This window comes from Methanolobus sp. ZRKC4, assembly GCF_045291305.1.
Taxonomy (GTDB): domain Archaea; phylum Halobacteriota; class Methanosarcinia; order Methanosarcinales; family Methanosarcinaceae; genus Methanolobus.
On sequence record NZ_CP146983.1, the window covers coordinates 1,843,857 to 1,859,720 of the forward strand.

A 15,864-nucleotide genomic window follows, 5' to 3' on the forward strand; every position below is an offset into this window, starting at 1 on the left:
TTACTTTTAAAAATGTAATTGATAATTCATATGAAAAGTGTTATCTTAGCGTCTTTTGCTTCCATTATGTAGGTGCCTACCGCGCCATATTCGTCTATCCATTCCCGGTTTAGTTGTTCAGGTGCGATTCCCATGATTTCCATGGTCATCTCACATGCCAGTATCCTGCCTCCAAGCTCCTTGTAATCTTCCATGAGCCTCTCAAGGGATGCAACGTTTGCCTGTTTCATTCTCCTGTTTACCATCCATTTACCAAGACCCAGCATGTGCATTTTTGAAAGGGGACCTTTATCGAGTCCATTCTTTTTCAGGCGTTGCAAGCCCCAGAAAGTAAAATACATAGAAGCTTCCATTCCCATAGCAAGAGCACCGTTTCCGATTATAAGTGCACTGTATATCTTGTCAAGATCTCCGCTATGAACTATGATCACAGCCTTTTCAGCCATATAATTCCCCCCCTAACGCTTGATGCGTATTTTCCACTCGTTGTCTTTCTCTTCAACTCCCAGTATTTCAAGTCCCATCGCCTCACACGCCATGGGGATTTCTTTTCTGGAAGCAGGGTGGGTGCCCACTATAACGACTTCATCGCCAGGAGCAGCTTTTTTGAGAGCTTTACGACATTCCACAAGAGGAACCGGACATGTTTGTCCTCTAACGTCAATGTTTGTTTCTGTCATATAATTTCCCCGTGTCCATATCTGTTTCTGGACAATTTAAATGTTCCTTAACAACCAATACTATGATTTTTGACATATTTAACAATTGTGAATCAAAATTTATTATTAATAAGTGAGTGACTATCGCTTCCTGTTTTTCCAAACACGAAAATTGAAATATTTTTGTCTTTTAATGCAGAAAAAGCAGCAGCATTGGATTTCCCTGTATATTCCTAATTGGAGAAAAGTGAGAGCAGTTGTTTATGGAACTTTCTCTTAAAATCAATCATCTTGGATAAAAACATATACCATATATTTTCAGGCTGAAATGAACACTATTGCAAGCATGGCAACAGCTACTCCTATCCATTGTTTTAAAGACAACTTTTCTTTCAGTATTATCCATGCAAGTAACACTGTACCTGCAGGATAGAGGGAAGAGAGGATGGAAGCGATATCGAGCCGGCCGGCCTGGGAAGCCAGGGCAAAAAAGGTGTTTCCTCCGGTGTCAAAGATTCCTGCAACGATAATTACAGGGAGGACATTTTTAGGTGGGAGGTACACCTGTTTGCTTAATGCTATAAATATGATCAATGTTACCACAGCTGCTATTCTTGCAGCAGTAAGGGGCCAGAGTACTGCCGTATCGCTTACCTTGTCAATGGATATGAAAAACATTCCGAATCCCATTCCGGCAAGCAATGGAAGTACAAGGTCTGTGCGCTTAATTTTGCTGTTTTCGTCTCCTCCACCAGCAATGAGCCAGACTGCTATAAATGCAAAAGCAAAACCGACCATTTGGTGAACAGCGGGCAATCCTTCATAGAATGAACCGTAAATTACCGGTACGGTAGCAGCTATTACTGCGGAAATTGGTGCCACAAATCCCATCCGTCCCTGCGAGAGACCACGGTAAAGTGCCAGAAGCCCGATGCTTATAAAAACTCCGGCAACAGCTCCCCAGATCATGCCGCCAAGTGGTGGCATTTCTTCTGCCATCAGATGAGCGGAAGCTGCAAGAAGAAAAACTCCTACCAATTGAGTTATCAGAACAACACTATAGACATTTGCACGTTTGGAGGCAAATCCACCACTGAAATCTCCGGCACCCCAACATATAGCTGCCACAAGTCCAAAGAAAACCACAAGAAAGTCAGCAGGTATCATCTATAATCCTCTGGAAAATTAATAAATTGAAGCTATTTAGCTTTATGCAGTATCAAATGTTCTTGAACAATCGGTACACTTGTGAACAGTCTATTAGTTTATTCCGGATTCATCTATTCTTTCAAGATCTTGCGTATCATCATAAGTCCGGCAAGATTCACAACCCCAATAAGAGTTCCTCCTACAATATAGCGCGGGTTTTTATAAGATCTATCGTTTGTGGATTGTTTTGATGAGGTGAACATATTCACAATCATGCTGGATTCTGTGTTTACGACCTGTTCCATTACGTCCTCTGAATCTGATGTGGATGCATATTTGACTATATAATCAGTATCCTGTTCCAGTCCAACCAATGAAATAGTATCCTGGATGGTGCTTTCAAAGAGTATCGCATCATTTTTCATCAGGATGAGCTTTCCTTTTTCAGGTACGTTGACTTTCAAATTCACATAATCTTTGATAGGAATTGCTGCACCGTCAGCAGCTCTCAGATTTCCGGGGAGGTTTAGCACTTCAAGTATTGTAGATGCGATATCTTCCTGTCCAAACTGGCCTTTTATCACACTGGTATCAACATCTTTTGCTGCAATTACCAGCGGTACCTTCTGTGATTCAGTCATTACGGAATACTTATCAGATTGATGCCCTCCACGAGAGTCTGCTGTTGAAAAACTCATTCCATGGTCGCCTGTAAATATAAAGGCCATGTCATTATCCTGGCATGTCTCATAAAGATCCATGGTTGCATTGTCTATACCTTCTATAGTTGCAATGTATCCACTATCCTTTTTGTAATGACCTGCACAGTCCACAGCTCCTACGTTTATTGTGAGGATGTAGTATTGATCAGGATATTCATTTTCCATAGTATCGATCAGGTCAATAGCAGTTTCAATAGCCCATACATCATATATATTGTATCTTTCCTGTGAGCCTTCAGGATACTGATCAAGTTGTTTCTGTAATTCAAGAGAATGTTCCTGCATCAGGCCTGCAACGTCAAGAGATATGCTTTTGTCTGTTCCGGAAAACATATTTGTTTCTGTGAGCATTTCCGGTTTGTTTATTGAATTCTTAGCATCATGGATTATCACATTCTGCTTGCTGCGCATACCTGAAGAATCTCCTTTTGTCCATGATGGGAAAAGTGAGATATCCATTCTCATGCGCCACATCGTATATTGTTGTTCCAAACGAGCCCACAAGTTCACTGTCAGCTTTTGAGTATCCTGTGGCAATAACAGAGTCCCCTCCTTCTGTGAATGTCTGTGGGGCTGTCACATCCAGTACCCTGCAACTTTGGTCAAATATCTGTAATATATTTTCAGGCTCAGCTTTTTCCAGTTCACTGCCATCAATCGCATGAGGCGTATACTCTGGATAAACGTAACAGGAACTGAGTCCATCAACAATAAGAATAACAGCGCCATGTGGTGTGTTTACAGGATTTATTTCCACAATTTCGCTCGCACTACATGTCGGAATCAGGAACAAGAGCAAAAAAAAGATTGCACAAAATCGAAAGGCTCTATGCCTGTACCTGCTGTATCCAGTGTAATCAGAACACTTAGGCTTCATTCCGTTTTTACTAAGTATCATCTCTTCATGGAACAAACTTTCCACATAATAAAGTTTCTATTTGAATCTACTTTTTATAAAATGATGTAAATGTAATTTGGTGTATCTTTCTAATCTTTTGTTCTGTACTGTTTTAATTTTTTGATGGTGATGTGTGTAATTATATTTAGTTACATTTCTGTCCGAGCTAGCACACACTTAACTGTATATGTTGGTGTAATCTTATTTAGTTACAGTTAAAAATGGTAATAATTATATGGATTAAAATTAATTTTATGAAGAAGTAAGTAATTAAATTTGACTATTTTTATATAATAGTTTTTACATTGGTTTGTATAGAGGTACTAAATGCTAAACTATGAGATTAATCTATCATAAATAATGTACAAAGTCAATGCAAATTAACCTATCTTCATGATTTTATTTAGAGAGAGTATGCTATGATATTGTAATAAAATCGTACGATCTCTTGATCTCAGAACACGAGTAAACAAAATATTTCTATTCTTAAGGTAGATATGTGTATTCTTCTACTAGGTCTGAAATTATTCTCATTCAAAAATAAATAGAAAGATTTAAGGTTTTGCTAAAACAATATTATAGAATGATAGAATTATCACAAAATAAACTTAAAAAAGAAGAAAAAAAGAAAGAGGAAGAAAAAGAAAGAAAAGATGTAACTATTCAGCCTGGCACGATTTGCCTATTGGTACTGATTTCATCGAAATAGAGATGTCTGCTCACTAACAATCTAACAATCAAAAAAGCAATCAATAGCAACAATCAAAATAAATGATCCTAATGAAATTTACGTTTCAACTTTTTGTCAAGATTGTTATTGATAGCGTTTTTATCAGGCTGAATAGTTACGAAAAGATTTAATTGAAACTCTTATTATTGTAAGTGGGTTTATTTTTGCTGGATTCTATAATATCCCAACAGCTGCTGCAAAGTCTTTTGTAGGATTATTCCTGTTTATCTTTTTGCTTTCAGCATTGTTTGCGCGATCAGGTTACTTTTTTGTAAAACACCAGGAAATGTTATGGCCTTCACACAGAATAATGTCGCTTTCATTTCCATTACTGATTCTTTCATTTTTCATCTTAAATGAGATGCTTATAGTCGATAATTCATTAATTTGGTTTAGCGTCGTACTGCTTGCATCTATAACACTCACGTATGGTATTCAACTTGCCCTTATTGGTTATGAGGAGGTGAACAAAACAAAAACATGGTCTATTGCTTTCCAGTTTTTTATAATTTTACTGTTTGTGAGCTTTATTGTTAATTTTAATTATCCCATAAACATTGAAAAGATTGCACTGATAATTATTTTTTACATAATTGTCATTGTATATGTAGTCATTAAAAAAAAATCACATTCAATAATAAACACATGAAGGAATTAGTTTCAGCAGTAAAAGACCCAGAAATTCTTATTCCTGCTTTAATAATTGATTTAATTATTGTCAATATAATAGTGCTCTATCTTTTATTTAAATAGATTTAGCACATTACTTTCACTCCGCGAACCAAACATTAACTTATAGAAATAGCATGAATAGTTGGCTGTGGTGACAAATACGCCCTCGCAAAAAGACGCTCTTCAGGGAACTGCATGAAGGTTTAGTATCCCTAAAAATCATGCACATGCCTATCAAAAACGGCACAAATCATAAAGTATCCCTTAAATTTCACTCCTCACTTTTCATTCCATCCTTCAGGAAAAGTGACAAAACCATAAAAAAAGCACTCAAGATAAATACTGCCTGATGACCCAGATTAACAAATAATCCTGCGATAATTGGCATGAATGCGAGTCCTGCGTAAGTGTATGTATTGAAGATTCCCATGGCAAGTCCTTTGTCAAAAGGCATGTGGGATACGGCTATCGGCAATCCGATCATCCCTGTTCCTGAACCTATGCCCAGTAGTGCGAAACCTAAAAATGGGAATTTTGTGGCTATTATCACGCCGGATGCTGCCAGTAGAACTCCTGTGAAAACCATTTTCTTATACTCCAGGTTCATTCTTCCGACAATGATGTTGGTGGCCATGGAACTTGCATAAAGTATGGCGATGGCAATACCAAGTTCTGGTTTACTTAATGTGTCCTTGCTGTATTCTGGATAGAAAGCAAGCATTACTCCTGTTATTCCAAAAAGCAGGAATGCGGTGGCCCATGTACGCAACAATTTTAGATCGAATGTTTTATTGATTATCCTTTTGGCATTTGACACAGGGGTAGTCTTTTTTGTTATTATTTTGCTAGGCTCATTCTTTGTGAATAAGGCAGGTAGGCCAATAGATAATATTAGTGCAGCCATGATGGTGAACAGGATTATTGCGCCCTTTATTGACCATTGTGCTAAAAATCCTGATGATAATACTCCTACAGCAAGACCGGCATTTAGCAGAAAATTGAACTCTCCAATGTAGCGATTCTTTTCTGGGAAGCCGAAAAGTATTGCATATGCAGCAGGGAAAAATGCTCCGCAAGCGATGCCTTCGATAAGTCGGCCAGCGATGAGCAGGTAGATATTTTCAGTAAAAGTAAGTACCAATCCTGCAAAGAAAGTGAGTGCAATTGAAAGCACAATAAACCTTATATATTGATATGCATCCGCCAGCAATCCAAAAGGAATCATGGTGAGCAAAGCTCCAATGAAGTAGCCTGAAAATAATAATGTTGTTATAAGGCTACTATAATTTGTCTGTCCGCTTGAAGATATTTCAGGCAATACCGGAATAACTGAGTTAGATAATGCCATGATGAGAAATACTGTTGAATAGATCAAAAACCGGTTTTTATTCATTAGCTCACCTGTTATAGGAAGGTTCAACTATAAGGTCATAATATTTAGGTTTAGAAGGTTGTAATCCAAGGATTAAGTGCTTGTTGGATATTTTGTTATAAAAATAATCATTGAGTTCTTAATGTATAGTAAAGTATATGCTTTAATCAGACTTTAAAAATAAATTCGAAAATGTGAGTTCAAGCAATTTTGGTGATTTATAAAGCAAATGGTTTGTTATATATATTTAAGTGGGGCATTAAAAAAGACCAACTGTTTAAAAAAATGCATATTGCTTTGAATTTATTAGTTAATTAACAAGATAAATAAACAAAGTATAATTTTTATAAGACTATATTTATATAATATTTACTGGCCACTTTGGTGTACACTAACAGCACTGGTAACTAATATATAAAAATAGGTTAATAAAAATCAGAACTTCCATTGAATATTAGAAAGAGAGCATATTTGTTAATGTCTAATTTATATAATATTTCAAGTGTAATAAATTTTTTTGTTCTGTTGTATTTCATGACAAATCAACCTCACTTTTTTTCATTGAATATATTTTGTTCACAAATCTTTAGTTAAACTATGCTTTGCTCACTGACTTATAGTTAATCACTTTTTATTAGGTAATTTGGTGTTATAAATCTGAAAATAGCAATTTCAAAGACTATATGAATAAGGTGGGAGCAATGTCAGGTATGATTTTCTTGAATCTTTTAGTATAGATAATGGTGATGGTGAAGGTTGGAACTAGTGTATTCATATATACTATGGAATGAACGATTTTAGAAAAACATACCCTTTTTGCCATTTTTGAAAAGTCCTATAGTTGATTCTTATAGACTATAAGAATATTGGTTTTTATGTTTTCGAGCTTTGGGATCAGGAAATACCATTATATTTTTTTAGGATGTTTTCGTTAAATCATTTCTAATAATATTACAATGTACTCAAAAACCCAAGCACTTTTTATATTATTGACGTTAGTTTTAGTTTGGTTTTTTCAACGTCTAACCTATACACTAAACATGTTAAAAACTATTATATAAATATAGCTTAATTTAATTCACTCAGAAAACACACAACTGTGCAAATAAATTATTTGCTATTACTATTAGTTATTATGGGTATAGTATTTATTACAATTCATATGACTTGTTGGGAAACCGGGAAAATCAAGAAAAGTGCTGTTTTTGTTCGTGCATATACGAAAGCAACACTTTAATTAAGCGTATTTTTATAAATACGCGTCAATAATATTTTATTATTATAACACTCCAATAATTAAACGTAACAAAATATTGTTACATGATATCATATAGTAAAGAATATACTAAAACCAAAGAAAATGTGACTAACTATAGTTACATTTGCTTATTTTGGGCAACTGTTATCATTTTCTCTTTTTCCTACTCGATTCTTACTACTTCCTACTTAGGCAAAAATAGCCTTACTGCAAAAACAAAATTATTATGTAATTATATAAATAAAGAAAAAAAATATCTGCACAGGTTAAAACACCCGTTGAGAGATTAAAAAAAGTTACCTGAATTGATTATAGAAAAGAACACCGATAATAATTATCGATGTTCGAGTGGGGTTTGGGGGGTGGTACTGTTTTTTAAACAGTATAGATCATACTAATGAACTACTATTATATTAATGGATATGGTTTGATTACTATCTACATTAAAGGAGTAACTCCCATATCCTCAATCGGGGACATGTTTTGAAATTGAGTGATTCATCGACTAAAACATAATGGTAAGGTTCCAGTGCTCGGACTTCATCTTCCTAAACCTTCACTTATAGACCCGGCAAGGATCAGTAATTCCGTACAGGGTGTTTGAGTCGATGTGAAAGTAATACTTGCACCTGTGAGCAAGAACGTCAAAACTCGGGCCAATAATAGATTATTAAGGGTGGTAATAGCACAGGCTACAACAAACAGCTCAATTTCTAATTTATTCATATTATTTTAGTTGTTATTGATACATTTATAGGTATTTTTATAATATGTACCACGAATATTATTTATTTTAGAATTCTAGCCCAATTAGGTTAATTCACATAATATTGCCCGTCATGCAAATAGAATAATTGTCCTTTTTAGGATAAAAACGCCTTATTTAATAAACTAATTAATTATGTTTTTATATGCAACAACTAAATTATCCTCATTGGGTTAAAACGTCCGTGCATAAAACAAAAATAGTAGCCTAATATGTCTAAAATATTGAATATTTAGTCGGATAAATATTCTTCAATTTAATCAGATGATGGTTTTGTGTTCGAAAAAATCAACGGGAAAAAAGAATAGCGTCACTTGAATAATGTGTGTATTATTTGGTTTAAAAAATAAACGTATATTTTCCTAGAAAAACATTCGTACTGATATTTTCAATTACAGTGTATTGCTTATTATTTTAATAGATTGTAACTATTCAGCCTGATAAAAACGCTATCAATAACAATCTTGACAAAAAGTTGAAACGTAAATTTCATTAGAATCATTTATTTTGATTGTTGCTATTGATTGCTTTTTTGATTGTTAGATTGTTAGTGAGCAGACATCTCTATTTCGATGAAATCAGTACCAATAGGCAAATCGTGCCAGGCTGAATAGTTACAATAGATTTACTATTATTAAGTGTATAAATCATAAACAAAACGAAACAATAGAAAGAACATAGATCTTAAAAAGGAATGCACCAGCATTTAAACTGGTGCTTTATGATACCAATCCTTATGCCTTACCTACCACATCTGTATATTTAGAATGCATTATATTTAAAGACATTGGCATTTATACATACGTATAAAATTTAAAATTTATTTACGTACTTATTCTATAAATAGGAATTATTTAATTGATTATTATTACAATACATATTTTATAAATCAATAGAAACTTTTCAAAAAAGATAACATTAAATGAAATTAGTTCCCTGAAATGGTATTAAATGAGGGTACAAAGTGGTACTAATATGAAATAAGTTATATAATAGGACTGATTTAATTGCCCGTTTCAAGAAACACAAATCTATATTGTTCCCTCATTTATTAATTGTATGCAAATGTTGCTATTTAAATTTGTTGTATCGTTTTAGGATTTTTGATCCGGTTTTTTCTTAGTCCCAAATCTAAGGTGCAACAAAAAACATGCAACTGCCTATATTTTAACAACGGTAACTTAAATAAATTAAGCAGTTGTTTTGATGGATTCTTGATTCGAAACCTCTACAGATGCAAAGTGGGAGTATAATTATAAAAACAGTAGAATTTAATAAATCTTCTTTCTTTTTTGACTACAGTCAGCAGTAATCATTTGCAAATGTTTTAGATTGTTATACTTAAGCAAATATTATGAATAAGTATATGATGAGTTTATGTTCATCACACAACTATCTAACACATAAATTTATGATTAAATATTAATTTGAAGTCCAAACAGATCTTCAAAATCCATATATTTTTTCCTAGCTCTGTAAAGGTATTGACGAACGTATTTTTCACCACGAACCTTTGCGTACATGCTATTTATTTCGGCAGGGGTGAAAACAGCCTTCAACTTTTTATTGTCAATGTCATCAAGAAATTTTAGGTTATTGCTATTTTCAACATCAAAAAATTGAGATATTAACTCCTCATCCTGCCATGTCCAGTCTTTGTCATATGCAATAGCAAATAGTTTATTGCATAAATTACACTTTGCAGCCACTATCATTCCATTTTCATAGGAATGATAACTGATACTGACTACATTTGAATTACAATGACTGCAAACTCCAATAAAATTCGTGTCAAGACTTTGGGGTTCCAGATTGATACTGTCAACCTGCATTACATTTTTTTCAATGTCGTACCTGATATCCATATAGTCACCAAAAAACTGAGATATAAGAGAATGTTTTTATCATATTAGACTTTTTTCTATTTTCGACCTATTAATTAACTTCATGCTATAAAAATTTAGAAACATATATATAGATTAAAATGCATATAAAAGATTGTGCTATATGTGAGGTGAAGTTATGGATTCAATTCGATCAAAAATAAAACGAAGACTACAACGATTTATCGAACTTGATGTAAATGGTCTTCGTAGCTTTATCTTGTCAAAGTTCCTTGACACAAAAGAAATCACTGTTGACGAATTACATACTTCCATTACAAAGAAATATGATATCTCACGCAGTGCAATTGCATCAATGGTAGGGTATATTTACTCAAAAATTGGTGTGCTGAGGTCCCACAAGGAATCCTACAAAACTCCAATAGTCTATTCTTTGAAGGAGGAGTATGTAGATCTTATCAGGAATACGCTGGAATCAAGATCAACAGGTTCAAGCTGCTGATATTCATTTAGACTTGATCTTAAATGTCTATTGTAAAGAATGCTCCACGTACATCTACCACATTAGTTATACGTTCCGATGCAAATGCACGTATAACTCACTCGCGTGACCCTTATTATAATTTAATGCGACGACTCTTTCAGGAAGAAGCAACTGCTGTCAGAGGACAGAAATTCTTGATAATGGTCGAAGAACGCCAGAAAAGTGGCGACCCCATAAAAACAAATGAGTGGCAAAAACTGCTCGAAGAATTAGATATAGGACGTGCTTCTTTTTACTCCATGCGCAACAAACTGCTTGGAGCCGGCTTGATTTCCAATCGTAATGGAGAATACAGGCTTTCAGGACAGTTCAGCAAGGATCTTGTTGACATGGCCAAATGGTGGTGGACTGCAGTTCTGAACGAGAACCCGGAGAGTCTGTGACAACAGTTCAACCGATATCTTAATATGTAACGATTGCAATTAAGGAATGCTTTCAACGAAGCCCGGTAGTGTAGTGGTCAATCATGCAGGACTCTGGATCCCGCAACTTCGGTTCGAATCCGTGCCGGGCTACTAAACTTTTTTTCATATAAAATGTTTTTTTGTACATTTAAAGAATTTCTGAATACTGATGATGTAAAACTTGTACTATTTTACAATGTTTAATCGAGCAGCTCAAACTCTGCAACAACTGGAGCATGGTCAGATTCCGGAAATTTCTTCTCTGTTGAATTGGCAAGCGATTCATCATGCAACAACTCGTTGTGCACTTCAGAATCCCTATATTGTGCCATCATGCCTCTAGAGATTAGAAGATGATCTAACATTTTTCCTTTGCCCCTATGGTAAAGTGAAAAACGAGATGATTCTGGAATACTCAGCTCGCAGGGCATCATGACGCGCTTAGCCAGTTTGCTGTTGCCTGTATCTTCAACCTCGCCCCGGATGGCTTCCAAAGGTACTTCGTCAAGGTCCGCATTGAAATCTCCGCACACTACAATCCATGAATCTTCATCCTCATCGAATAATTTATCTACCAGCATTCGGGTTTCAAGAGCTTGACCCACCCTTTTGGTTGAAGAGATGAAAAAACCCTCTGCCCAGCCAGAAGCGGTCTTCCATGTGTAGTTATTCAGTTTTTGTCCTTCTATGTTGGATGGTATTCGTGATTTCAAGTGAAGGTTGATAACTTCTAAGATTTTGTCACCAATTTTTATCCTGGCATGAAGTATTGGTCGCTCCCAGGTAATTTTTTTCGCTTCTTTTTCTTCTTCATTCGTTTTTGCTGTTACTTGCAGATAATATAGGGCAGGTGCATAATCATGTTTGTACTGGTGATACTCCAGAATGTCATAGCGGCTTAAGATGACCAGGTTGCGCTCATCATATGCCTGTCCATCGGCCTCAGTTTTCGTATACGCTATTTGGTATTCCGCATATTGTGTGCCTTCAATAAGTTCCTGCAGAGCCAGCAGCTGCCGAGGCTGTCCTTCTTGTTCCTGGCCGTTGATCTCTTGCAGACAAAGGATATCTGCATTAATCCTATGCAATTGGGGTCGCATCAAGGCTATACGCTCTTCCAACGTTGGTTTTTTCTTTTCACGATCGTCAAGATTTTCCAGATTGAATGTTGCTATTCGTAGTTTGGTTGGCATGTTATCTCCCCATTAAAAACTAAATATCTTGAGGTGAAATCAGATTTTTGCAGAAACCTTGTTACCACTAACCAAAAAGAGGTGTCATGTCCCCGCTAGCTCCCTCATTTTAAAACTAATATCCTACATCTGTTTTATTCAGGTATTTTTACCCTAGTCACAAATACATTTTATTATGCACACATGTGCTTTTTATTTGATAATATACAACATTAAAATGCATGTACTTAACATATTTAAAATATAGGCATTCAAAAAAATAAATACAACATAAATTCAAATTTTGTGGATGGCTAAATACGCGGGTTTGTAGAATACATCTATTCATACGAAACTTGTCTTTTATTCACGAGACAATCTGATTTTAGTTTTGTTCATCAGACGGCCTTGGGTGAATTTAACTTTAGGATTGATAAGGAGACCCACAGAGACTAAATATTGAGGAATACATGTCGCAACTAAGCCAGTGTTCCTATACTCTTAGATGCACTCCCTGGAATAAAATTAAGACAATAATTGGAATAGTTGCATACTTTGAAGGAAGTTATTATAATGTGCAAAGAATTCCATGATTCATATTATGACTCTGCTACCAGCTAAAATAAATTCAATACATTAATGTATTTTATACTAGGTCTATTGTTATGTTGAATAAAGGACACAATAAAAACGTTATGACCAGTTCGATGAACGATCATGGTATCCTGTAATTTATCAGAGGTGATTTGATGGAAAGAATATACAAATATTATCCGGAAGATTTTGGAGAATTAACTGTAAAAGTTGTACACATGGACCTTCTTTTCGATATGTTTGCCGATCATACAAAGGTAACATCTCATCTCAAAGTACGAACTCTTGACAACCCCATCAATGAACTTGAGCTGAATTGCAAGAAGCTTGAAATTCTATCCGTAAGTTGCATAGAGTATGAGATTGGTTACGAATACAGGGAAAAAGATGATATCCTCTTAATCAAATTCAACCAGTTAGTACCTGAAAACACTGATATTGTGATCAATACCCAGACCATCTGCAGACCTACTAAAAACATACTGGAAGGTCTTTATTATGATGAAACCCCTGCAGGCGCTCCTCCACAACAGATAACCCAATGCCAGCAATGGGGATTCCAGAGAATCGTGCCATGCATAGATGATATGGTAGCGAAATGCACTTACACTACAACCATCATTGCCGATGAGAGGTATACAAATCTCATAAGTAACGGCGATATTATAGAGGCAAGGCACTCGATTGGAAATGGAAGGGATCAGATTGTCTATGACAATTCAATCACCCCCATGGCCCCCTATCTTTTTTTCCTGGGTGTAGGCACCTATGACACATTCAAAAAAGAGTTTGAATACCCGGATGGGCACACCTTTGACCTGGAGTTGCTGGTGCCTCCCGGTTCTGATTCCTTGATTGCCCAAAAAAGTCTTGACGTACTCTACGATTCGATTATGTGGATCCATCTTTTTACAGGTCCTGAACAATATGCTCAATCTGAAGAACGCAGAGAGATTATGGATCTGGTCATGGAAAGGGACCTGCTTAAAAATGGAGGAAAGGGAGCTGATGAACAGAACCAAAAGATTAGAACCATCAGGGATGAACTGAAAAAGGCAGTTGGATTGATACAGACCGGATACAAGTATACGGGCACCGTTTACAGGGAGATAGGGATGCAGAATTCTAATTTTGGTGGTATGGAAAATGTAGGAAATACTACTATTAGCACCAATCGCATAATGCCCTTCCCTCAAATGACTGACAATGCTTTCGAGTATATGATGCGGGTAAAAGTTCATGAATTCTACCATAACCTTAACGGCTCTGAAGTAACCGGAAAAAGTCCATTTGAAATATGGCTTAACGAAGCGGTGACCGTTCATATAGAGAAAATGTATCATGCATATCATTTTGGAGAGGAATATAGCCGTCTTGATGAAGTCCTTGGTTTTCTGGCTCCCGGGGCCGGAACCTTTGCCCTTGACACGGGCGCAGCCTCCATGCCCATCATCCCAGATGGATTCAATGACCCTGATGATCTGATCAGTGCAGTGACCTATGTAAAATCCCCGGAATTTGTACTGATGATAGAGAAACTTATGGGAAAAGCCACATTTGCCAGAGCTCTGAATGTCTATCATGCCAGATATAAACACTCAAATGCCTCAAGCTGGGACTGGATCGAAGTAATGGAAGAGGTTTCAGGGCTTGATTTTAAAGAAATGGCAAAAATATGGCTAAAACAAACACAATTCCCTCTGGTCCATGTAAAATCTTCCTATGATGAAAATGAAAGGACTTTTACATTATTCTTAGAACAGGAAGTTCCAGTAGATGGAAAATTCTGGGAGTTCCCATTCTGTGTAGCTCTGGTAGATAAAGAAGGCAATGATCTTGCCGAAGTCATGGAGCTGATGAAGGGCAAAGAGAAAAAGATTGTTATCAATGATGTAGATAAACCCGCATTTTCATCCTTGAACCGTAGGTATTCTTTCTTTGGAAAAGTAATTCATGATGTGGATATTGATGAGCTGATCTTGCAGACAAAAATGGATCAAGATCTGATAAACAGGTTCATTGCATTCTACAAAATTGTGGATATTGAAAAAATGAAATTAATTGAGGATAGTAATCATGCTACCTCAAAAGAATTCACAGACCTTTATCATGAACTCATTCAGGATTATGACTTAATGAAGGAGGCAGGAGCTCAATTCCTGACAATATTTGAATCCGTGGAAGATGAGATACTTGCACACAGATATTCTTTGTTGTATGAAGTTAAACAAAAACTTTTCAAAGCAATAGCAAGTGGACATGTGGATTCCCTTATGTCACTTTATCAGGTTTACAATAAAAAGGGAAATGAATCTAAAAATGAAAACAAGGATTATGTGAATGAGCAGGTAAATGCGATCAAGGATCGCCAGATAAAGAATACGTGTCTCTCTGTTCTTTCGACTCTCGATACTCCCATAGTGCACGATATGATCAGGGAACAGGTTAAGGCAGCCCAAAATGCCACGGATAAATTAAGTGCTTTCAGTTATTATCTTAACAGTTCGGCTCCTGACAGGATCCAGTTTATGCAAACTTTCCAGAAAGAAGCAGAAAAGAATCCGGTAAGTTGGGAAGCTTTCCTGAGGGTCATAGGAAGTAGTAGCAGAGATGATGTATTTGACATGATAAAACAGGTTGAAAATTCTAATTCTTTCAGGATAGAACAGGCAAATGACCAAAGAGCTCTTTATGGAAGTTTTGCAATGAACAGAAAAAGATCTCTGCAAACCGAACAGGGAAGACAATTGCTTGGAGATATAGTTCTCAAGCTGGCAGAAGTCAATGAATATACTGCCGTAGGCATACTTAACGTCCTTGCAAATATTGATAGGATGGAAGACGAATATCATGTACCTTTGGTGGGAATGCTGATTGGTTTCCTGGACAGGCTTGATCAGGACAATACACCAAGTGTATACAACAGGATCAGGAAGATACTGCTTAATACTCCAAAAGCCGTGGGAAAATATGAAGCAGTTAATGGAAAACTCAATTTGAGTTAAAGCCTGAAATTTATTTCAGGTCTTTTTTATTTTTGATTGTAAAATATTTCACAGAATTTTATTTAGAGTTCTTTC

The 15,864-nt window shown here is 35.8% G+C and carries 12 protein-coding genes and 1 tRNA gene; 5 read left to right on the top strand and 8 right to left on the bottom strand.

Translation table 11 applies throughout. The features are described 5' to 3' along the window. Nucleotides 1–26: 26 nt before the first annotated feature. From V7O67_RS09445 to V7O67_RS09465, 5 genes are all read right to left on the bottom strand, one after another. Nucleotides 27–446, bottom strand: coding sequence for a DsrE/DsrF/DrsH-like family protein (locus V7O67_RS09445; RefSeq protein WP_406669935.1), 420 nt, complete (start codon nucleotides 444–446; stop codon nucleotides 27–29). A 12-nt stretch (nucleotides 447–458) separates the two neighbouring features. Then, on the bottom strand, nucleotides 459–680 hold the full coding sequence (locus V7O67_RS09450; protein WP_342305068.1) for a sulfurtransferase TusA family protein: 222 nt from the start codon (nucleotides 678–680) through the stop codon (nucleotides 459–461). A gap of 297 nt (nucleotides 681–977) precedes the next feature. After that, nucleotides 978–1,826: a DMT family transporter gene (locus tag V7O67_RS09455; protein WP_342305066.1), complete on the bottom strand. Its 849-nt coding sequence runs from the start codon at nucleotides 1,824–1,826 to the stop codon at nucleotides 978–980. Nucleotides 1,827–1,939: 113 nt separating this feature from the next. Continuing rightward, complete coding sequence (locus V7O67_RS09460; RefSeq protein ID WP_342305065.1) at nucleotides 1,940–2,989, bottom strand: sulfatase-like hydrolase/transferase; 1,050 nt, start codon at nucleotides 2,987–2,989, stop codon at nucleotides 1,940–1,942. Continuing rightward, on the bottom strand, nucleotides 2,910–3,287 hold the full coding sequence (locus tag V7O67_RS09465; RefSeq protein WP_342305064.1) for a hypothetical protein: 378 nt from the start codon (nucleotides 3,285–3,287) through the stop codon (nucleotides 2,910–2,912). Before V7O67_RS09465 ends, V7O67_RS09460 begins: the two co-directional genes overlap by 80 nt. A 724-nt stretch (nucleotides 3,288–4,011) precedes the next feature. Here V7O67_RS09465 and V7O67_RS09470 point away from each other — a divergent pair. Next, a complete protein-coding gene (locus V7O67_RS09470) occupies nucleotides 4,012–4,137 on the top strand; it encodes a hypothetical protein (protein WP_406669936.1) in 126 nt (41 codons plus the stop codon). 964 nt (nucleotides 4,138–5,101) lie between these two features. Here V7O67_RS09470 and V7O67_RS09475 read toward each other — a convergent pair. After that, nucleotides 5,102–6,223, bottom strand: coding sequence for an MFS transporter (locus V7O67_RS09475; protein WP_342305063.1), 1,122 nt, complete (start codon nucleotides 6,221–6,223; stop codon nucleotides 5,102–5,104). A 3,418-nt stretch (nucleotides 6,224–9,641) separates the two neighbouring features. Continuing rightward, nucleotides 9,642–10,091, bottom strand: a complete 450-nt coding sequence (locus tag V7O67_RS09480; RefSeq protein ID WP_342305062.1) for a hypothetical protein — start codon at nucleotides 10,089–10,091, stop codon at nucleotides 9,642–9,644. Between the two features lie 157 nt (nucleotides 10,092–10,248). Here V7O67_RS09480 and V7O67_RS09485 point away from each other — a divergent pair, with 157 nt between their 5' ends. The 3 genes from V7O67_RS09485 (at nucleotide 10,249) to V7O67_RS09495 (ending at nucleotide 11,129) form a co-directional block, all read left to right on the top strand. Next, nucleotides 10,249–10,572, top strand: coding sequence for a DUF2551 domain-containing protein (locus V7O67_RS09485; protein ID WP_406669937.1), 324 nt, complete (start codon nucleotides 10,249–10,251; stop codon nucleotides 10,570–10,572). Nucleotides 10,573–10,595: 23 nt separating this feature from the next. Then, nucleotides 10,596–10,997, top strand: a complete 402-nt coding sequence (locus tag V7O67_RS09490; RefSeq protein ID WP_406669938.1) for a hypothetical protein — start codon at nucleotides 10,596–10,598, stop codon at nucleotides 10,995–10,997. Between the two features lie 59 nt (nucleotides 10,998–11,056). After that, a tRNA-Gln gene (locus V7O67_RS09495) sits at nucleotides 11,057–11,129 on the top strand. Between the two features lie 89 nt (nucleotides 11,130–11,218). Here the strand turns inward: V7O67_RS09495 and V7O67_RS09500 are convergent. After that, nucleotides 11,219–12,211, bottom strand: coding sequence for an endonuclease (locus tag V7O67_RS09500; RefSeq protein ID WP_342305058.1), 993 nt, complete (start codon nucleotides 12,209–12,211; stop codon nucleotides 11,219–11,221). Between the two features lie 728 nt (nucleotides 12,212–12,939). Here V7O67_RS09500 and V7O67_RS09505 point away from each other — a divergent pair. Then, nucleotides 12,940–15,789, top strand: coding sequence for a M1 family metallopeptidase (locus V7O67_RS09505; RefSeq protein WP_342305057.1), 2,850 nt, complete (start codon nucleotides 12,940–12,942; stop codon nucleotides 15,787–15,789). Nucleotides 15,790–15,864 lie beyond the last annotated feature (75 nt).